Origin of the sequence: Candidatus Brocadia sinica JPN1 (genome assembly GCF_000949635.1) — a bacterium.
Lineage (GTDB): Bacteria > Planctomycetota > Brocadiia > Brocadiales > Brocadiaceae > Brocadia > Brocadia sinica.
On sequence record NZ_BAFN01000001.1, the window covers coordinates 2,276,767 to 2,296,510 of the forward strand.

The following is a 19,744-nucleotide window of genomic DNA, read 5'->3' on the forward strand; positions in this document are numbered from 1 at the left end:
TGACAACTTTCTTTCCGTGTTTACTCTCTATCCAAATGCTAAAAGAAAGCCGCTTGAAAGTCTAGTATATTTTCATTGGAAAGATGGCAGATGTTATCTATAATGGCAGCCAGCTATGTTAGGATGTACCGTTCCCACAATAGGCGGATTACCGAAAGGATTTTCCTGGGCCAGAAAATGGGGGTGCGAATGTATTCAAATCTACGTAACATTATCACGCAGATGGGATGTACCCGGGTTATCCGAAGAAGAGGTTTTTAAATTTAAATCTGCCTGGCAGGACAGTCCTGTTAAAAAGGTTGTTGCTCATGTCCCCTATTTGGTAAACCTGGCTTCCCCGGATAAGAATCTCTGGCAGAAATCAAAAGAACGACTTCGGATAGAATTATCGAGGGCGGGACAATTTGGTGTAAATTTCCTGGTTCTTCATCCGGGAAGTTACGGAAACTCAAACAAACTGGATGGAATGAAGAGAACCATTGAGGCTATACATGCCATTTCAAACGCAAGCGACAATCAGAAAACTCAAATACTTCTGGAAACTATGGCTGGTCAGGGAACGTCAATAGGTTCTACCTTTGAAGAAATTGCTTACATCCTTGAAGAAATTAACAATCCCGAATTCATTGGTGTTTGTTTTGATACAGCGCATATCTTCGCGGCTGGATATGATATAAGAGGTTATAAAAACTATGAAATGGTGCTCACAGAATTTGATGAGATAATTGGGTTGAACAAAATGAAAGCTATTCATGTAAATGATTCCAGAGCAAATTTAGGTTCCCGCAGCGACCGTCATGCGTGTATCGGAGAGGGGAAACTGGGGTTAGAAATTTTCCAGGCAATTATGAAAGACACGAGGTTTCTTACGATACCAAAAATATTAGAGATTCCCGAAAGAGGCAAGAGGAGCGAAGACAATTTACGACTACTCCGAAAACTACAATTAATTTCTGGCCATCTTCCAAAATCAAAGAACTTACAAAAACAGCTCATACGAAAGGAATTATATGTCAATATCTCTTAAAGTAAAAGAAGGAATCGCCGCTTCGTCCTGGATTGTGAATATCTTTGAGGGTCGTTCTCAAGTTGTTTCTGAAGAGAAGGAAGTGTGTGATTTTAGGCTGGGAAACCCGAAGATAGAACCACCTTCAGAGTTTGTTGAGGAATTGAAGAAGGTTGCAAATAATCCCTTTCCAGGGATGCATGGCTATTCAGCTTTGGCAGGACATGTTCAGGCACGGGAGGTAATCGCTCAAACGCTGTCAAAAGAAAGAGGCCTGAATTTCACTGCGCAGCATGTAATTATGACTGCTGGCGGCGCAGGCGCATTAAATATCATTTTGAAAGCAATTTTGAATCCCGGTGATGAAGTCATTGTTTTGTCACCGCTCTACCTGGAATATCCTTACTATATTGATAACCATGGAGGCGTTTGTTGCATGGTTGAAACAAATGCAGATTTTACCTTAAACATTGATAAGGTCGCAGCAAAGATAAATCCCCGCACAAAGGCGATTATCATAAACTCGCCGAATAATCCGTCCGGGATGATTTACTCTGATGAGAGTTTGAAATCTACTGCACGGCTTCTGAACGAGAAAAACCGACAGTTCGGGAAAGATATTTTTTTGATTTATGATGCGGCGTACCAGGACATCGTCTACGATGGCAATAAAGTTCCTGATATCTTTAATATCTATTCGAATACCATTTTTGCGGCTTCGTATTCCAAACCGCTTTCGATTCCGGGGGAAAGGATAGGCTATGCGGCAGTCCATCCTGCAATAAAAAATCCTGGAGAACTTATCGAGGCCCTGACCTTTGCGAATCGCGTTCTTGGCTATCTGAGCGCCCCTGTCCTTATGCAACACGTTATTACAAACCTTCAGGGTGTTTGTGTGGACAGGGCCGAATATCAGGAAAGAAGGGATATGTTTTGTAATGCCCTGCAGGATTTTGGTTATTCATTTGTACGACCAATGGGGGCGTATTATATCTTTCCCGAAACTCCCGGAGATGACCTTGTATTTACGCAAGAACTAGCTAAAGAGGGAATACTGGTGCTTCCGGGGAAGAGTTTTGGAAGAAGTGGATACATCAGGATTGCATTCTGCGTGAAGAAAGAAACCATTAAAAAATCGCTTCCTGGATTCAAAAAGGTTAAAAGACTTTTTCAGCCGTAATCCAAGAGGGAGGTTTCGATGAGACCAGCAGATGGCAGGGCTATACAGAAATTCGACTGGGGACTCTGTCCCCAGGCCGAGAATCTCTTAGTCCAACACATCGACACATTTCTGAAGAATAATAATTTTGCCTGTAAACTTTCTTCCAGAATGGAGCAGGAGACCTCAACATGGTTCCTTGACTGGATTGATCATGTTGTGTTGCCTGAAGATGTTGTTAGCGCAAAAGACATTGAGGACGTTGGTTTTCAGCAAATAGATCATCTTAAAGCTCCAACTGGCATGAGGGTATTTATGCACCCGGGGGCTATCTTTTTCCCTGTTCTGCTCAGCCAGGAAAATTCCACAGAAGTTGTACTCAAGCCGGAGAGGTTAGACCACTTTATTCAGGTGATTGGAAAGGGTTTGTCAATAGAAGGTAGTATCTGCGGGTCATACAGGAAGGCCATTATTGCTGAACAGGGTGATTATATCCTCTCTGCTGCGGAAAGGAGAGGGTATGACGGTTTCTGTGTGTCTGAAAAGCTGACCGAAGATACCTGGGAATACCGGCAAACGCTGGAAACATTTTTTTGCAGGCAGCGGTATTACGAAAGCCTTGAGGAAGGCATGAATGCCACACAGAAACTCATAGAAGATACGTGCAAAAAGTTATCACCAGCGCGGGTAACAGACGCCTTTTTCAGGGCGGAACGAGCCTACTGGGAGAGAAGAAACCGGGCAGGTCAGATACAAAAGGCCAGACAAGACAGGTTAGGGCTGGGGTGGGGAAACCACGACCACCATACGTATCGGTCGTCACGAGGGAATTTCACCCGGCTCATAGAAATCTTTGAAACCCTCGGATTTATCTGTCGTGAACAGTTTTTTGCCGGTGAGGAAGCGGGTTGGGGCGCCCAGGTCCTTGAGCATCCGGAATGCGATATCGTGCTGTTCACCGATATCGATCTCCTAAAAGAAGAAAGGAATGAGAATTTTACCCGGCACGGGTTAAAACAAACCGCACAGAGGGGAACGGTCGGGTTATGGGTGGAACTCCATGGAGAAAGCATCCTGCAGGCCGGACTTCACCACCTTGCGGCACGATTTGATTTTGGAAAATTGCGCACTGACCTGAAACAGTTAAACATTACTACAATGGACCCCTTTTCCTATTTCGAATTCCTGAAACAGGCATTCACCGAAGGGGAAGCATGGCATGTGGACAAAGAACGGCTGGACGGTCTTTTGGAAAAAGGTTCAATAACCAGGCCACAGCATGAGACGTTTCTTAAAGCCGGCGCAATAGGTGGGCATCTGGAAAATATCCAGAGAACTCAGGGATTCAAAGGATTCAACCAGCATTCCGTTTCGGCTATTATCAAAGCCACAGATCCGAGGAAATACGGAGTTCAGGGGGTATAAGGGGCATGGAAATTTTTAAAATCGGATGTAGCTACAGAGGTACAGAGACGCCGGGAAAGACAAATAATTTACTGTTCAGAATTCTACGTTAACGTATCCAGCGTATTTTTATTCCGCGTGAACCATCACAAAAGAGCGCATCTTTCGTCCGTTGACAGTTGCAGAGAGTTACCTGCCTTTTCTCGGTAACCGCAATTTAAGGGGTTTATATTCTGTTCCCATGTGAGAACCGTCACAAAAGGGAAGGTCGTTTGATTTTCCGCAACTGCACCACCAATAAGTTCCCGGTTCTCATTCTATGGTAACAGGCATTTCTTTTCCTCCTTTCCTGAATCCTTGATTTTAATCGTGAAAATTGGGTATGGTTGTTTGCAAACAGTGAGATTGGAATTATGGTTCAGTATGGTGTAATTTTTAAGCAAATAACTCCTGAACATAATTCCTTCTTGAGAAAAACCAGCATCCCGAAGTCTTTGTCACGGGTGATAAATAGTCTGTCCGTATTTTTTGCCTTCTCTAACATCATTTCATCTGAAGCCGTATGGAGATCGAGTTCTTTAGCAGTTACAACATCGTGTCCATACTTCCTTAAGAAATCTACGATTATTTTGTATATATCGTGGTCAGTTAACAATTTCATCAGCTTACTTCCATGTATATCTCTTCCTTTCTAATCAAATCCAGCACGTATTGAATGCAGGCCTTGATATCTTCTATCTTTAAATCTGGATAGTAATTTTGTATGGTCTCGTTAAAGGGAATTCCTTCCTGAATTAGTTCAAGCACGTTGTCAACGGTTATCCTTGTACCGATTATGTATGGTTTTACAAAATGTACTTTAGGATTAACGGTTATACGATTTCTATAATCTTTCATGTATACCTCCGATTAAAAATAGTTGCGTTAGGTTGATGAACGAAACCCAATATTTCCGTGAACGCTCCGGATGGTTGGTGTTGGGTTTCGCCTACGTTTTACTCAGCCTTATAGTTCGTTGTTTGTGGAATTTATGGTAAAACAACTTCAGGTTTAATGAGCCTTGATTTGGCTGGTTTTAACCCCTTCACCTTGACATAGACAACTATCTGGCCAGATTCCCTCTGTTTATCGGCTAACTGTCTACTCCACTCGTTATACTCTTCATCCCCTTCAACTTGTAAAACAATTTGAGCATTTTGTGGAATTTTTGTGGCAAATTTAGGATGCTCAACAACATATCGGTCAAATTCTGCGACTAATATGGCATGCCTTTTCTCTAATATATCTATTATTTATTTACCCTCCAGAAAGGCCTTTTGATAAACTTTCCAATTTTCTTTTATGTCTTCATCTGCCAAATTCAATGCCTCATTGAGTTTCAGATGAAGTTCCTTTTTAATCTTTTTCCCATCGAGATAGTTGTGTAGGTTGGGTTGAGCAAAACGAAACCCAACAACACAGATTATTCATATCCTACATTTTCATCAAAATTTATTTCTGCCGTGTAGGGATTAAGGTGCAGTCTCTTGCGCCGAATCGTTCGACTGAGCTCACGACGAAGTCCACCTTCATGTTGGTGGGTTCGCTCCGCTAAACCCACCCTACCCGCTGGATTGAAATGAACATACTCGATATGTTTTATAAAATCAACCCGTAATATTCTTTTTCTATTGTACGTTACGACAGTAAAAAAGAAAGTCGCACCTTGCGCTTGTGATCTGTGATTTTACATTATTTCCTTACAGGCCATATTAAATTATTGGGTTTTATTTCCCGTATCAAGTACGGGACATGCCTCAACCCAACGAAAAACTACTCCCACAGATTCATTAAATAATCCTTCATTACCTCTGCCTGTTCTTCCGGTGTGCCGGGGATATAATCCTGAAATTCTCCCTCTCTGAAAAATTTGGGCATTTTAGTGCCAGGTTGGATGGATTGAGGATCGAGGAGCCATCGCTTTATCCAGGCTGGCTTTAGCCTCCTCTTGGCGAGCATGAGGTCTGGTGCCCAGCCGGTTTTATCACCTTCCGGCATCTTTTCACCCTTTACATGGCATAAGATGCAGTTGACGTCCTTTGATTCAAAGAGTCTCTTTGCTGCTAAGAGGTAACCCGGTAGCATGGCTTCTTTTGCGCCTATGTATTCCTTTTTTGTCTCAAATATATATTCATACGGGTACGACTCATTTTCTACCTCGGCAAAGAACCTGGCAAGGCCGGTAGCCTCATTATCCGGCAAGCTGAATGTGGGCATCTTTATGTCGAGCCAGGGCCTGAGGTCGGAGGGTTCTTTCAAAAATTCGAATAACCATTCGGGCTGTACCTTCTTGCCCTCACCGTATAATAATGGTGGTGCGAATACCCTTGCCTCTTCCGGTACTAACCCCTCAGTTTCAACATGGTACTCTGTGATTTCCGGTACAATATCGCCCCCGAAGGCCACTTTTCTATCCCGTATCTGCTGGTTTTCTATGTACACCGTCTCGCCGGCCTTACGCCCTAGTTTCTCATTATCCTCCCAGAGTTGAAAATAGACCCCTGCATCCTCTTCCAGTTTTATCATTCCCACCGCCTCGATGTCTCCGGCAAGGTGCAATCTGTCCAGGTCAAGCTGATGACAGCCAATGCAATTGTATTTCCCAATGAATCTCTTTCCTTCAGCTATCGCTCGTTCTTTTTCAGTCAGCCTTGCGATATACTTTTCCGGTAATTTTTCTTCCCTCAGTCCGGTTAATAAGATAACTAATGAGTCTATCTCTTCTTCTTTTAATCCAAAATCAGGCATTTTCAGGCGATCCTCTGGTTTTTTATATTTTCCCTCGTCAAACTGTCTTGGGTCATGCAACTTTGCCTGTAACCACTCCCGCCTTGCCTTTCCCACATTTTCCGTAAAATGCCTAAGCCCCGCCTCGCCTAAGATCTTCTTTTCTAACAATCCAAAATCAAAGAGGGTTACCGGTTTAGACCCGATAGCTGATAATTCGGTCCCTATCTTTCCAAGTCCTTCCATGTCCTTGATTTCGTGACAGCCAAAACAACCGTATTTCTTGATCAGTGCATCTCCTGCTTGTGAGAGTTCTTTGTCTTCCAGCCACCTTACATCCGGCATCGCCTCCGTTATGGTATCTGCACTTGTTTTCTGTATCAAATATATGGCAATGAGATGTGCCTTTTCCTGGTTCAACCTGAAACTTGGCATGCGTGTAAGGGGATCCTTTCCTTTTGGGTTCATGATCCACTCTACCAGATACCCATAGTTTACCTTTTGTCCAATCCGTGCGAGATTAGGGGCAAATCCCCGTTCGGCGTCTTTCTTGTAACTGTGACATGCCATACAGCCGACCTGTTCAAAGAGGAAATCACCCTGTGATAATTGTTCTTCGTGAAAGACCGGTATTTCGTCTGTGGTTTTTTTCTCATCGGCATGTTGCCAGAGATATGCTGCTATGGCACGTGATTCTTCATCTGAGAGTTTGAAGTCCGGCATTAACGTGGTAGGTCTGAATTTTTTAGGGGCCTTTATCCAATCCGTGACCCATTCGGCTTTTACCTTGTTCTGTATATTTCGTAAATTTGGGCCTATCATCCTGTTTTTATCCTTGCCAAAGCCTGTTGTTTCATGGCATCCATGGCAGCCCAGATCTTCAAACAGCCTTTTGCCCTTCCAGAGTGATTCACCTCCTTTTACCTCCCTGCCTTCATTATGACATCGTATGCATGACGCCTGAGCTGTCTTTCCACGATAAATTGGTGTGAGCCAGTATTCAACCTCGCCATGTGCTTTCTTTACGCTTGATGTAGCGCTTGCTTGTCCTTCGTGACAGAGCACACAACCGAATCTTTCCGGAGGATGATTGCCCAAATACAATTTCCGGTCAGGATGAGTTGTGAACGGTTGTTCTGTAGACACGCCTTCTGGCCTGTCTATGCCCACATGACACGACATGCACCGATCGATGATGTTTAAATCTTCCATATATGTCTGGTATACTTGCAAACTTGGGCGAGTTTTCCTGAAGGTTTTTAATTGCGCCTTGTATCGTTCTAAACCAGCGGTATAGACATCTAACTCTTCCGTATATTTATCAACGTCCTGTTTGAGATCATTTAATCTTTCTTTTATGGGTGCAATCTTACCTTCCAGATCTTTCATCTTTGCGGTAAATTCCTTACCTTTTTCCTCTGATTCCTCGATCTCGCGCCTGATTTGTTCACTCTGGGTCTTTCCATAGAGATATTCCTTCTCCATGTTTTCATTTCGGGCAACTATTGCCTGAAACTTCTGGGTCTCTAACTCGTTATTCAGTGTCTTTTGTTCTTCTGATAATTTCTTGTATTCATTTTGTATCGATGGTTTTTTAAACTCCTCCCATGCTCGTTCCAGATTATTCTTTGTTTCTCTATATTTTGTCTGTACGTCTGGACTTTCAAAATTTGCCCGTTCCTTTTCGTAGTTTTGCTTAACTTTTTCGTACTCTAAGCGATAGAACTGTCTCTGGTATTTCTTCCATGGTCGTCTGTCAACGGTCTCGTTTACGATCACCCATGCAGTGACTCCTACAAGGATGAAACTAACCACGACAAAGATTATCAGGTAAGATTTGCCCTCTTCTTTTTTTGTAGAACGTGGATTTTTGTTGGTTAACATAGTTTTCGTGTTTACAAGGAATTTCAATTACCCCTCCCATAATCCCCGCGTTTACGGGGGAAACAGGGGGGAAAGTTGCTGAAGGCTTTATTTAATGTTTAGGAATTTTCATTTTATTTATATGGTTTTTATATCAGATAGCCTTTTAAGGCTGGTTCAATCTGCAAGATTGAACCAGCGAAGTCGCCAAAAGCGTTAAATTTATATATTAAACCACGGCGTTACCCAGATATATTTTACATGGAATACCAATCTCAAACATACCTTTATCGGCAACGCTAACATCGAAAAGAAAAGAAACGCCACGATGGAATATCTCATAATGCCAAGTTTTTCTAATGCTACGCTTTTCCTTGACTTCATGAAACGGTAGGGGAGCGTCATGCCCATGAAGAAATATCCGATTACCACTGCACCACCGAGAACAAACCCCAGGAAGGATTTGGAATTGATACCAATGAAACTACTGAGATCGTAGTTGGTTTCTGCTACGATTCGATGTGGATCCCATTCCTGCCAGGGCCAGAACCAGAGCCAGCCCGGCCCACGCATGAAGACGCCCACGATAATCAATAATATCCATAAGAAATGGAATCCAAAGCAGAAGGTAAGCATGGCAAACTTCCGTTCCTTAAAGGTGTAATATCCATTTCCTTTCGGATTAAAATCAACGTAAGGTATGGCCATCAGCCCGATGATGATAAGCATGGGAAAAATGACCCCCGCAATCCATGGATCAAAGTAAACCAGCATTTCCTGGAGCCCCAAAAAATACCATGGCGCCTTTGCCGGATTCGGGGTCATGGTAGGATCTGAAAGTTCCTCCAGCGGTGCATCAAGCAGGATAGACCAGACAATGAGGATGATGGTACAAATGATCGCTGCCAGAAACTCTTTTCTTACCAGGTATGGCCACGTGGGTATTTCCCTTTCGGATATTTCTGCATCTTTTTCCTTGGCAAGGGTGGGGCCTTTAATGAAGGCGAGCGCCCGGTATCTGCCTTTGTCTTTTGGGTTTTCTGCTCTATTATCTAACTTTTCCATATTTTACTATAGGGTCCAGAATAAACATTAAAAATCAAAAATTAAATGTAAAAAATAAAAATGACAGATGTAAAGTAAAAAAGTGTTGAGAAACAAATCTAATGGACATTCGTAACGATTTTTGCATTTTGACTCGTATTTTTAAATTTTCATTTTTTATATTTTATTTGCGTTGGCAATCTTTTCCTTTGTGCTTGTGGTGCTACTCCTCCGAATAGGCAAAACGCCTCATCGTGATAGCGTTTACCGGGCAACGCTTAACGCACAGCCCGCACCTGATACACTTTTCCTCGTCAATAACCATGACTGCATCCCAATCGCCAGGAACAGTACTCTCGTCCCGTAAGGTATCAGTAGTCTCAACATTTTCACGAGAGACCATGGAGATACAATCGTAGGGACAAATATCAATACAACCGCCGCATAGCACGCATTTTTCATCAATAAATATGTTGTAATGACAGAGCAGACAGCGTTCCGCTTCCTTAAAAGTATTTTCCCTTGAAAGCCCCAGTTCAGCCTCTGCGTTCAGATTCCACCTTTCTTTCATGGGAAGGGCATCCTGGCATTGCCTGGGTACAGACTCATAATTGGGCATTCTTTCCGAAGGTGTTTGATCTTTATAATAAAAGGTATATCCTTTTCTTTCTTCCCCTGTTAAAAAGGTATGTATCGACCTTGCAGCCTTTCTCCCGTCTGATACCACCTCAATGATATTCCTTGGGCCGGTGACACAATCGCCTCCTGCAAATACGCCCTTTCTGGCAGTCATAAAACTTTCGGGGTCAATAACCGGCATTCCCCAGTGATTGATTTTTATTCCAAATCTTTCTGACAGGAATCCGATGTCCGGCGATTGACCAATGGCCGCTATGATCATGTCAACAGGTATGATGAAATTGCTTCCTTTTATGGGGATCGGACGTCTGCGGCCTTTTTCGTCTGGTTCGCCCAGTTTGTTTTTTATACATTCGAGATGTGTCACCTTTCGGTCATGCCCGCCGATTATTTTTACAGGAGAGGTCAGATAGTGCATCTTTATACCTTCTTCCTCTGCCATGCTTACTTCCGTTTCTCCTGCCGGCATTTCTTCTAAAGTCCTGCGATAAACAATAGAAACCTCTTTTGCGCCCAACCTCAGTGATGAACGAGCACAGTCTATGGCGGTGAAACCACCTCCAATAACTGCTATTTTTCCGGGGACATCTTTTATTATCCCGAGATTCGTATTTTTCGTAAAGGTAACGCCGTGCATTACTCCCGCCAGGTCTTCGCCCGGGATATCAAGCAACTGCGATTTATGAGCGCCCGCAGCAAGGTAAATGACGTTATATTCCTTTAATAATGTATCAAACTTATTGGGTGTGTCTATAGGGTTGTTTAAACGAATATCGACACCGAGTTCCTTTATCCAGTTCACGGCATCCTCTATCTTATCGCGTGGCAATCGGTAAGGCGGGATACCCACGCTTAACATGCCACCAGCAAGTGGGAGCGCTTCGTAAATGACGATATCGTGTCCCTTGAAAGCCAAATCGTGTGCTGCTGCAAGACCTGATGGGCCAGAACCTATTATTGCAACGCGCCTTCCCGTTTTTTCCTTGTGCATCGGTTTTACCGGAGACTTTTTAGAGGCGAATTCTGCCGCGCTCCTTTTCAGAGCGCATATTGAAATGGGTTTATCAATTGCCCCGCGCCGACATGCAGTTTCACAAGGATGAGTGCATACCCTGCCGAGGATATGTGGAAAAAGGTTTGCCATGAAATTCAGGCGCAACGAGGCATCGAAGTCTCCGGAAACGATGCGTTCTATATAATTCATGGCTGGTGTGTTGACAGGGCATGCATACTGGCAATTGATATTTTCCCTGAACCAGTGGTCATCGGCCTTGACTATTTTGTAGTCCACGGAACACTATTCTCCTTTTTGATGCCTTTTTTGTTCTATCCGTTTATCGTTTTCAAACGCCTGCTGAAAGGTGATCCATGTAAAGAACAAGAGCAGGATTATCAACCCAACAATGGGGATGTTATCAGGTTTCGTTATAATTGCCCAAATATTTTCCATGGTTAAATTCTATTTGTAGAGCGACGAGCCTCGTCGCTCTACATTCGAATCATCTAAATGTTTAATACGGGTGAATTGAGAAGAACAAAACACGTATTGAAATTTTCAATCAATAAATCTTTAAAGCGGCCCGGAAATGCCACCATCCTTGCGGATCCTCCAGAAGTGGACCATCATAAATACACTGATAATAAGAGGTAGTCCGATACAATGCCATACGTATGCCCTTAATAGGGCATTTCCGCCCACCAGTGAACCACCCAAAAGTGCGAATCGTATGTCATTGTGCGCCGTCATCCCGAGTTGTTCTCCAAAAGGTCCTTCATGTCCGAGTAAGGGTGTTGAGCGAGCCATATTCGTACCAACCGTTACGGCCCAGAATCCCAATTGGTCCCAGGTAAGCAGATAACCGGTAAAACTGAGAAGGAGGGTAAGCACCAGCAGAACGACACCCACACACCAGTTAAATTCTCTCGGCGGTTTATAAGAACCCGTTGCAAATACGCGGAACATATGGAACCATACGGTTATGACCATCAAGTGGGCGCTCCATCGGTGCAGATTTCTCAAGATCGCCCCGAAGGGTACCTGATATTCCAGGTCTTTTATATCCCAGTAGGCATCATGCACCGTGGGGCGGTAATAAAACATCAATAATACGCCGGTACCCGTGAGTACCAGGAAGAGGAAGAAACTGATGCCTCCCATACACCAGGTAAATTTTAACTGGGGCGCATGTCTTTTTACCTTGGCAGGATGTAAGTGCATAAAAACGTTTGAAACGATCTTGAGCATGCGATTCTTCGGCGTGTCGGCAAAGGTATGCCTGAAGACAGACTTCCATGCCTGCGAGTTAACCGTTACGTACCTGAGCATGCCGAATAACCCTCTTTCTTTCAGCATGGTTTTGTATCTTGCCAATAAATTTTCTTTGGGTTTATTAACCATATTTGTAGTTGCTTAATTTAATGATAAGGAAATTCAAACAAAAATTTCCTCCCCCGTAATCCCCCTCACTGAGGGAGACAACCAATTGTCCCCCGCTGGCGGGGGCGAAGGGGGTGGACTCCAGTCAGGAAAATTTGTATTTAATGACGTCGCTTTCACAAGAAGGAGATGAAGGGGAAGCCATCCATCAGATTCTTCATTTATACCTTTAAAAATGCCCCAGGCTTGTCCCATTCGCCGCGTTCTCCCCTGAATCGTATTCCCGCATCAACAATGATTTGTCCGTCAGTATCCAACGCAACCTTAAATCTTTCCATGGGTCTCGGGGCAGGGCCTTCAATGTTTATTCCATCGGGTGTGAACCCGCTTCCATGACAAGGGCACTTAAATTTGCCCTCTGATGCAAGCCAGTTAGGAGTGCAACCCAGATGGGTACATTTTGCCTCGATTACATAGAGGCTGTTGGCTTCTCTGACGATCCATATCCGGAACAGTTTTTTGAACCTTTCGCTTACTCCCTGGGTATATTGGGAAGGATATCCGATCTTATATCTTGTTGGCGGTTCAATAATAGTCCTTGGAAAGAAGAACCTGACAACGCCGCCAAGCAGTGTAATGAGAAACATCCCAATAAAACCCCATCCCGTGAAGTACAGGAATCTCCGGCGATTTATTGTAGTTTCTAAATTTTTTGTTGCCTCTACCATGACACCGATGGATTTCCGTGTATGATGCAGATGCGTGCAAAGTGTAAAGGATCTTGAGAAGAAAAACGAAGAATTCAAAACTTTTTTTATGTTACCTGTATTTTGCCTGCATTTCAATTAAATAAAAAACGAATTCCTCGAAATGGTACAAGAACTTTCAAGTTACACAATACTCGTTCCCAAACTCTGTTTGGGAACGCATCTGGCTGAGAAACTTCGTTTCGAGGAAAACCATACCTATACCTGAATTTTGCATACCACACTCACACGAAACAGAGTTTCTTGATCATCGTGTTCCCAAACAGAGTTTGGGAACAAGCAAAAAGCAAAGCACGGACAAACGAGTTTGTCGTTCGACTGGGCGCTCACGACGAAGTCGATGCCACCCTAAAAATCCGCATACATAAAAAGAAAATTCCTATACAAATAAATTATGTGGACGAAAAATGCTGTCTAATATTCTATTGATTATTTATTGAATGCTGGTAGTATATTGAAACACAAAAGTCCTTTTGGAAATTCAATACATCTGCAATCCGATGTGCTTGGAGGAAGGAGAACACCCGATGGTGGATATATTAGCAAGAGATATTATTCTTATTGTTTATATGTTGTGGTTAATCATCACTGGGGTATTAGTCTTTTTTATGCAGGCAGGCTTTGCTTTTCTCGAGAGCGGGCAGGTTCGCTCGAAAAATGCCACCCATGTCTATATGAAGGTCTGCGCAAACATCGGTTTAGGCACACTGGTTTGGTGGCTGTTCGGATTTGCCATTTTTTCCGGCAATTGGAACTATTGCCTTCTGGGGGTAACCGATCCGGGAAGTGTGGACAAATTGAATGTATATGGGCATTGGTTTACCATGTGGGGTTTTTGCCTTGTTTCATGCTCCATTGCATCGGGTTCCATAGCGGAGAGATTCAGTTTTAAGGCATATCTTATCTACGTGGTTCTCTATTGCGGGTTCATGTATCCGTTTTTTGGATGGATGGCTTGGTCGGCAGGGCCGTTGTTAAGATGGGGTTATGTGGATTATGCAGGTTCCGTAGTTGTCCATTTTCAGGGCGGCCTGACGGCCCTTATCGCTGCAATGATTGTTGGTCCGAGGCTTGAGAAATACGCCCGTATGAGTAAAAAGACATGGCTGTTTGAGTTTGGTCGAGGGGAATGTTACACCATCCCCGGGCACAATGTTTCACAAATGATGCTCGGCGTATTTATATTGTGTGTATGTTTTTATGGGTTTAATGTAGGGTCGGTACTGTTGGGGTCGTTATGTGAGCCAACCAGCACGGTAACAGCGCGGAAGATGATCGATGTCCTCGTTTCTGATTTACCCACGACAACGGTCAATGTTACAATGAGCATGGCTGGTGGTATCCTTGGAGCGATGTTTGGCGGATGGCTGGTTAACAAAAAACCAGACCCGCTTACCACAGGAAATGGGGCAATAGCCGGCATGGTGTCTATCTGTGCGGGTGTTGGCTTTACCCACCCTGGTTTTGCCATTGTGGTGGGTGTAATCAGTGGGGGGATTATACCGCTGGTGGTAAAGTCACTGGATAAGATAGGGATTGATGACACCGTTGGCACGTGCGGGGTGCATTGCACCGCCGGGGCTGTTGGAGGCATTGCAACTGGTGTAATGGGACTTATACGCCCGACCTATCACGGCGTGAGTTGCCATATTGGTATACAAGCCCTGGGTTTTGTCATCTGTATTGTTTATGCCTGTCTGTGCTCGATTATTATTTTTGGAGGACTCAAAGCCGTAGGTCTTGGCCGTGTGAGCGAGGAAGATGAGACTATGGGGCTGGATATTTCTGAGCATATGACACCAACCTATCCGGAATTTGTTTCAGCAGGTGGTTTGAAAGGATATTAGTATGGTACCCATCTTAAAATCGATACCGTTTCTTTCCCTCATAGCCCTTGTTATACAAGGGCTATTTTTTTCCTTGCATGCCTCAGAAGAACTAAGCAAAAAAAAATCTTCCCTTGATATTTGGGAAAGACCACGTTACGAACAGGCCAGACAGTATGCGAAAAAGGGGTTAATCGACCTGGCTATACCCGGATTGAAAAAAATAGCCGGGCTTTATCCGGATAACGTGGAAGTTCATGCATATCTCGGATGGGCCTATAGTCAAAAAGGGTTAATTCCTGACACAGTGGAAGAATTCCAAAAGGTCTTACAGCTAAATCCTGATCTGCAAAGAGAACCCTTTGATTATCCCATGGTAAAAGATGTTCCTGCTGTGGTTAAAGAGTTTGCTGAAAATTTTGAAGACTTGATTGGTTGGATAGATAGATTTTCTGGCGCTCATGCAGTACTGGGTTCATGTTATGTGCAGCTGGGAAGGTTGGGTGACGCCTTAAACGAGTATAAAAAAGTATTAAATTTGGAATATGGCTATGGAAAAAGAGATTTCATTGCTGGAGAAAAAGAAACGATATCTGAAATTGACCAGGCTATAAATGAATACGAGGAAGTTCTGAGGTTAAAACCAGATTATGTGGAGGCCTATATTAAATTGGCCTGTGCCCATACAGAGAAAGGGATGGTGGATCTGTCCATTGCAGATATGAAGAAGGCGATATCTATTGAACCTGACCGGCTGGAATTACGCGTCTACCTGGGTTGTTTTTATGCCAGGGAAGGGATGTTCGGCGAGGCCTTAACAGAGTTGCGTGTGGCCAAAAAGACCAGAGACTGTATCTTTGAGAAGCTTATTACGGAGGGGGAACGTTGCATTCATGACGGTGTGTTTGATAAAGCAATAACTGCGGCAAGAGATGCCATCAGGGTATATCCCCGAAGTAAAAAGGGATATTGGCTGTTAGCGACCGCATATGGTAAAAATGGTGAAACAGATAAAGCGACTGAAATATGCAGGGAGATTATTTCTCTGTACCCGGATGATGTTCACGCCTATGTGTTTCTTGGGTGGATTTATGTGCAATGTGACTTGATCGAAGAAGCGAAGGACCTGGTGGAATGGGCGATTCGCAGAGAGCCTGAGAATGCTGAAATTCGAACACTAATGGCTTTTCTCTATGCCTCACAGGATCTTCTAAATGAAGCGATATCCGTGTGTAACATGATTATTGAGTTCCCGGGAAAAAATGATATGGTAAAAAATTATGGTTGGATGAAAGGAAGGGTGCCTTCTATCGAACAAAAACTCAGAGAGGTAGCGGATAGTTTAGAAATAAAATCCGATTATACGGATGTCTATATATGCTTAGGGTGGCTACATGCAAAAAATGGAGAATGTGAGAAGGCAATCGCTGCATTGAAAAAAGCTGTTGAATTAACGCCAGGTTCATATAATATCCATCGTTATTTGGGAAACCTGTATGTGCAAAATGGGAAGATAAAAGAAGCGCTGGACGAATATAACAAGGCATTGAATATTCTATCAGGCGTTGCTTTGTAATAATGAGCAAGGCTAAGTCTCATGCCAACAAAAACATTTGGAACCACAGATTTCACAAAGTACACAAAATATTTTAATATTTTTAGCAAAAATTATGAATAAAATTAACCCTATCAGGGTTGATCCACAAATTTCGTGCTTCGGATTTTGTCTTTTCCGAATCGTTCGGGTCAGGGGGCACTGGCGATGAATCCTTTTTTATCAATGAAGAGCAGATTACTTACCTTTGCGCTCTGTATCTCGCTTATCCCTATTGCGGTAACCACAGCGATATATTACCTCCACGCCAGGAGCGCCATAAAGTATCGGATACTCGAGGATTTGAGAGCAATTGCAGAATCAAGAGAGCATCACGTCCTGTCTCTTATGGAAAAAATTGAGATACGTACGGCAGACTTTAGCACTGATGGGTTCATAAGAAGGTGTTTTGAGATGATCATTCGCGGAGGGAATTCCAAACAGGATGCGGTAGTTCGCTTAAATAAATACCTTTCAAAGAAGAAACTGCCGCTCAACCGACATCTTATGGCAGTGGCCCTTGTGGATAAGAACGGTACAGTGGTCTCATCCAACGATGAGAGATTAATTGGCAAGGACTTTTCCAGCCAGGATGTATTTATGCAAGGCATACGGAAGAGTTACGGTGAAACGTACGTTGGGCAGCTACATTACTTCTCCGGCCTGGATGCACAGTGCATATTTGTCTCAGCCCCAATTATGGTTGGGGTTGAAACACTTGGCGTGGTTATCAATGCCTATTCCCTTTTAACCCTCAATGAGATTACAGCGAACCGTGTCGGAATGGGAGAGACTGGTGAAATATATCTGGTGGGTAAAGATAAGTTAATGCTTACCCAGTCAAGGTTTTTCAACGACGCAGTTTCCAGGCAAATAGTGGACACAGAACCAGTCCGTAAGTTCATCGAAGAGGGTAGAGAGACGGTTGGTGTCTACCGGGATTACAGAGGAAAGGCAGTTGTTGGCGCCTCAATATATTTACCCAAATATGGCTGGACAATTTTGGCTGAAATGGATAAGGCAGAGTCCTTTGCACCATTAAAGAGATTGGGTCTTATTGCGTTGTTTTTTGGCGTAGTGAGCGCTGTAGCTGTTACCGGTTTAGGAATTTCCTTTGCGGTTTCAACGTCAAGTCCCATCAAGGATTTAAAGGATGCATCGGAGAGATTTTCAGGCGGAGACCTGGATTATAGGGTAAAGGTAACCCGCAGGGACGAGATTGGCATCCTTGCCAGGAGTTTTAATGCTATGGCTGAGGAACTCAAGAGGGAAATCACTGGTCACAAGCGTGTTGAGGAGGTGTTGAGGGAATCCGAACAAAGATTTAGAACTATTTTCGACGGTGCAACTGATGGCATACTGATCGCCGATACAGAAACCAAAAGATTCTATACAGGCAATAAAGCGATTTGTCAAATGATTGGTTATCCTGCCGAAGAAATGAAAAATTTAGGAATCGTGGATATTCACCCAAAGGAAGACCTGCCCTTTATCACAGAACAATTTGAAAAACAGGCAAAGGGTGAAATTGCCCTGGCTAAAGATATTCCTGTGAAAAGAAAGGACGGCAGTGTTTTTTATGCCGATATTAACACTTCTCTCGTAACTTTTGAGGGAAAAACCTATCTCATGGGGATCTTTCGGGATATTACTGACCGCAAACGGGCAGAGGAGGCATTGCGGAAGAGCGAGGCCGGTCTTGCCAATGCACAGCGAATTGCCCGCCTGGGAAATTGGGAATGGGATATAACAAGAAATGAATTGCGCTGGTCGGATGAAATTTATCGTATCTTTGGTTTAACTCCACGGTCATTTGGAGCAACATATGAGGCATTCCTGAATTTTGTTCATCCCGATGACAGGGGGTTTGTGAAAAAATCCGTCAATGGGGCTTTATATGAAAAAAAGCCTTACAGCATCGATCATCGGATAGTTTTGCCGGATGGCTCAGTTCGCATTGTCTATGAACAGGCCGAAGTTATCTTTGATAATACCGGTAAAGCGATTCAGATGAATGGAACGGTTCAGGACATTACCGAGCGCAAGCGGATAGAAGAAGCGCTGAAGGTGCTCAACGACACTTTGGAACAACGTATAGCTGAGCGAACAGCGGCGCTGGTAAAGGCAAACAACGAACTCAAGGTTGAAATCACCGAGCGCAAGCGGGCAGAAGAAGAACTTCGCAAGTTGTTCAACGCTGTCGAACAAAGCTCATGCTCGATTGTGATTACCGACAGAGAAGGTAACATCGAATACGTAAATCCCAAATTCGTCCGGATAACGGGTTACGCGCCAGAGGAGGTAATCGGACAAAATCCCCGTGTCTTAAAATCCGGCGAGAAACCATCCGAAGAATATAAATATTTATGGGATACTATTACCGCCGGCGGAGAATGGGAAGGAGAATTTCATAACAAGAAAAAAAATGGCGAGCTTTATTGGGAGTACGCATCCATTTCACCTATCAGAAATCCTGCGGGCGCCATTACCCATTTTGTTGCGATCAAGGAAGATATCACCGAGCGCAAGCGAACAGAGGAAGCATTGAGGAAACAACGCGATCACCTTGAATTTCTTACGAATCGGCTTGCTGCCGCCAACAAAGAGTTGGAAGCGTTCTGCTATTCTGTATCGCATGACTTGCGCGCGCCATTGCGGGGCATCGATGGTTTCAGCAAGGCGCTGATGGAAGACTACTCTGACAAGCTGGATGCACAGGGGAAAAACTACCTCCGGCGTGTGTGCGCGGCCAGCAACTATATGGGGCAACTTATCGACGACCTGTTAAACCTTTCCCGTATAACCCGCAGCGAAATGAGCTGTAAAAAAGTTGACCTGAGTGCGCTGGCGAAGAAGATCATGTCGGAACTCCTGGAGACAGAACCGGGACGTCAGGCGGACTTTGTTATTGCTGAAAAACTAATCGTCAACGGTGACCCGCGATTATTACAGATAGCGCTTAAGAACTTACTTAGCAATGCATGGAAGTTTACCAGAAAGCGTCCACGGGCAAGGATAGAACTTGGTGTGATGCAACACGAAGGAAAAACGGTGTATTTTGTGCGTGATAATGGCGCCGGATTCGATATGGCCTTCGTCAATAAATTATTTGGCGCATTTCAGCGACTGCACTCAGCGACTGAATTTGAGGGCACGGGCATTGGGCTGGCTACGGTGCAGCGCATTATCCATCGCCACGGCGGGCAGATTTGGGCTGAGGGCGCTGTGGATCAGGGGGCAACGTTTTACTTTACGATTTGAGATTGCAAATTTGAGAACAATAATTTACAATTTTGTAT

General features: G+C 43.9%; 16 protein-coding genes and 1 pseudogene. 6 read left to right on the forward strand and 11 right to left on the reverse strand.

The window, feature by feature from the left end:
• The first annotated feature begins 115 nt into the window (after window positions 1-115).
• The 3 genes from BROSI_RS10240 to BROSI_RS10250 are packed head-to-tail and all read left to right on the forward strand — an operon-like array spanning window position 116 to window position 3,590.
• On the forward strand, window positions 116-1,027 hold the full coding sequence (locus BROSI_RS10240) for a deoxyribonuclease IV (RefSeq protein ID WP_052563690.1): 912 nt from the start codon (window positions 116-118) through the stop codon (window positions 1,025-1,027).
• Complete coding sequence (locus BROSI_RS10245) at window positions 1,011-2,186, forward strand: pyridoxal phosphate-dependent aminotransferase (protein ID WP_052563693.1); 1,176 nt, start codon at window positions 1,011-1,013, stop codon at window positions 2,184-2,186. The genes BROSI_RS10240 and BROSI_RS10245 overlap by 17 nt, the downstream gene beginning before the upstream one ends.
• Window positions 2,187-2,204: 18 nt before the next feature.
• The gene (locus tag BROSI_RS10250; RefSeq protein ID WP_052563695.1) at window positions 2,205-3,590 is read left to right on the forward strand and encodes a hypothetical protein; all 1,386 of its coding nucleotides are present in this window, start codon (window positions 2,205-2,207) and stop codon (window positions 3,588-3,590) included.
• 168 nt (window positions 3,591-3,758) lie between these two features.
• On the opposite strand, the pseudogene BROSI_RS21375 reads toward BROSI_RS10250, so the two are convergent.
• From BROSI_RS21375 to BROSI_RS10290, 11 genes and pseudogenes are all read right to left on the reverse strand, one after another.
• A pseudogene (locus tag BROSI_RS21375) lies at window positions 3,759-3,845 on the reverse strand (CDGSH iron-sulfur domain-containing protein); the annotation flags it as partial.
• Window positions 3,846-3,987: 142 nt separating this feature from the next.
• Window positions 3,988-4,230, reverse strand: coding sequence for a DUF5615 family PIN-like protein (locus BROSI_RS10255; RefSeq protein ID WP_052563697.1), 243 nt, complete (start codon window positions 4,228-4,230; stop codon window positions 3,988-3,990).
• A complete protein-coding gene (locus BROSI_RS10260) occupies window positions 4,230-4,466 on the reverse strand; it encodes a DUF433 domain-containing protein (protein WP_052563699.1) in 237 nt (78 codons plus the stop codon). Before BROSI_RS10260 ends, BROSI_RS10255 begins: the two co-directional genes overlap by 1 nt.
• 131 nt (window positions 4,467-4,597) lie before the next feature.
• Entirely contained in the window at window positions 4,598-4,861 is a 264-nt protein-coding gene (locus BROSI_RS21380) for a DUF5647 family protein (RefSeq protein ID WP_420886079.1), read from the reverse strand.
• Window positions 4,862-5,035: a DUF7718 family protein gene (locus BROSI_RS21385; RefSeq protein WP_420886080.1), complete on the reverse strand. Its 174-nt coding sequence runs from the start codon at window positions 5,033-5,035 to the stop codon at window positions 4,862-4,864. It lies immediately after the preceding gene.
• Window positions 5,036-5,381: 346 nt separating this feature from the next.
• Window positions 5,382-8,246 (reverse strand): c-type cytochrome, encoded by a 2,865-nt coding sequence (locus BROSI_RS10265; protein WP_157842478.1) that lies wholly within the window; start codon window positions 8,244-8,246, stop codon window positions 5,382-5,384.
• Between the two features lie 174 nt (window positions 8,247-8,420).
• Window positions 8,421-9,263: a cytochrome C gene (locus BROSI_RS10270; RefSeq protein ID WP_082059157.1), complete on the reverse strand. Its 843-nt coding sequence runs from the start codon at window positions 9,261-9,263 to the stop codon at window positions 8,421-8,423.
• Window positions 9,264-9,465: 202 nt separating this feature from the next.
• Window positions 9,466-11,172, reverse strand: a complete 1,707-nt coding sequence (locus BROSI_RS10275) for an FAD-dependent oxidoreductase (RefSeq protein WP_052563703.1) — start codon at window positions 11,170-11,172, stop codon at window positions 9,466-9,468.
• A gap of 6 nt (window positions 11,173-11,178) precedes the next feature.
• Window positions 11,179-11,331 (reverse strand): hypothetical protein, encoded by a 153-nt coding sequence (locus BROSI_RS20300; protein ID WP_164468392.1) that lies wholly within the window; start codon window positions 11,329-11,331, stop codon window positions 11,179-11,181.
• Window positions 11,332-11,451: 120 nt separating this feature from the next.
• Entirely contained in the window at window positions 11,452-12,234 is a 783-nt protein-coding gene (locus tag BROSI_RS10280) for a cytochrome b N-terminal domain-containing protein (protein WP_052565776.1), read from the reverse strand.
• 245 nt (window positions 12,235-12,479) lie between these two features.
• The gene (locus tag BROSI_RS10290; RefSeq protein ID WP_052565778.1) at window positions 12,480-12,986 is read right to left on the reverse strand and encodes a QcrA and Rieske domain-containing protein; all 507 of its coding nucleotides are present in this window, start codon (window positions 12,984-12,986) and stop codon (window positions 12,480-12,482) included.
• Window positions 12,987-13,552: 566 nt separating this feature from the next.
• Between BROSI_RS10290 and BROSI_RS10295 the strand changes: the two genes are divergently transcribed.
• The 3 genes from BROSI_RS10295 (at window position 13,553) to BROSI_RS20795 (ending at window position 19,706) form a co-directional block, all read left to right on the forward strand.
• Window positions 13,553-14,872 carry an ammonium transporter gene (locus BROSI_RS10295; RefSeq protein ID WP_052563707.1) on the forward strand — a complete coding sequence of 440 codons (1,320 nt, stop codon included), beginning with the start codon at window positions 13,553-13,555 and terminating at the stop codon, window positions 14,870-14,872.
• 1 nt (window position 14,873) lies between these two features.
• Window positions 14,874-16,427, forward strand: a complete 1,554-nt coding sequence (locus tag BROSI_RS10300) for a tetratricopeptide repeat protein (protein WP_052563708.1) — start codon at window positions 14,874-14,876, stop codon at window positions 16,425-16,427.
• 186 nt (window positions 16,428-16,613) lie between these two features.
• Window positions 16,614-19,706 carry a PAS domain S-box protein gene (locus tag BROSI_RS20795; RefSeq protein WP_052563710.1) on the forward strand — a complete coding sequence of 1,031 codons (3,093 nt, stop codon included), beginning with the start codon at window positions 16,614-16,616 and terminating at the stop codon, window positions 19,704-19,706.
• Window positions 19,707-19,744: the final 38 nt, after the last annotated feature.

What these genes read in the sequence shown, in the direction of transcription:
- BROSI_RS10240 (WP_052563690.1), top strand. Translation starts at nt 116, where the DNA reads ATGTTAGGATGTACCGTTCCCACAATAGGCGGATTACCGAAAGGATTT.
- BROSI_RS10270 (WP_082059157.1), bottom strand. Translation starts at nt 9,263, where the DNA reads ATGGAAAAGTTAGATAATAGAGCAGAAAACCCAAAAGACAAAGGCAGA.
- BROSI_RS10295 (WP_052563707.1), top strand. Translation starts at nt 13,553, where the DNA reads ATGGTGGATATATTAGCAAGAGATATTATTCTTATTGTTTATATGTTG.
- BROSI_RS10300 (WP_052563708.1), top strand. Translation starts at nt 14,874, where the DNA reads ATGGTACCCATCTTAAAATCGATACCGTTTCTTTCCCTCATAGCCCTT.
- BROSI_RS10255 (WP_052563697.1), bottom strand. Translation starts at nt 4,230, where the DNA reads ATGAAATTGTTAACTGACCACGATATATACAAAATAATCGTAGATTTC.
- BROSI_RS10245 (WP_052563693.1), top strand. Translation starts at nt 1,011, where the DNA reads ATGTCAATATCTCTTAAAGTAAAAGAAGGAATCGCCGCTTCGTCCTGG.
- BROSI_RS20300 (WP_164468392.1), bottom strand. Translation starts at nt 11,331, where the DNA reads ATGGAAAATATTTGGGCAATTATAACGAAACCTGATAACATCCCCATT.
- BROSI_RS10250 (WP_052563695.1), top strand. Translation starts at nt 2,205, where the DNA reads ATGAGACCAGCAGATGGCAGGGCTATACAGAAATTCGACTGGGGACTC.
- BROSI_RS10260 (WP_052563699.1), bottom strand. Translation starts at nt 4,466, where the DNA reads ATGAAAGATTATAGAAATCGTATAACCGTTAATCCTAAAGTACATTTT.
- BROSI_RS10280 (WP_052565776.1), bottom strand. Translation starts at nt 12,234, where the DNA reads ATGCTGAAAGAAAGAGGGTTATTCGGCATGCTCAGGTACGTAACGGTT.
- BROSI_RS20795 (WP_052563710.1), top strand. Translation starts at nt 16,614, where the DNA reads ATGAATCCTTTTTTATCAATGAAGAGCAGATTACTTACCTTTGCGCTC.
- BROSI_RS10290 (WP_052565778.1), bottom strand. Translation starts at nt 12,986, where the DNA reads ATGGTAGAGGCAACAAAAAATTTAGAAACTACAATAAATCGCCGGAGA.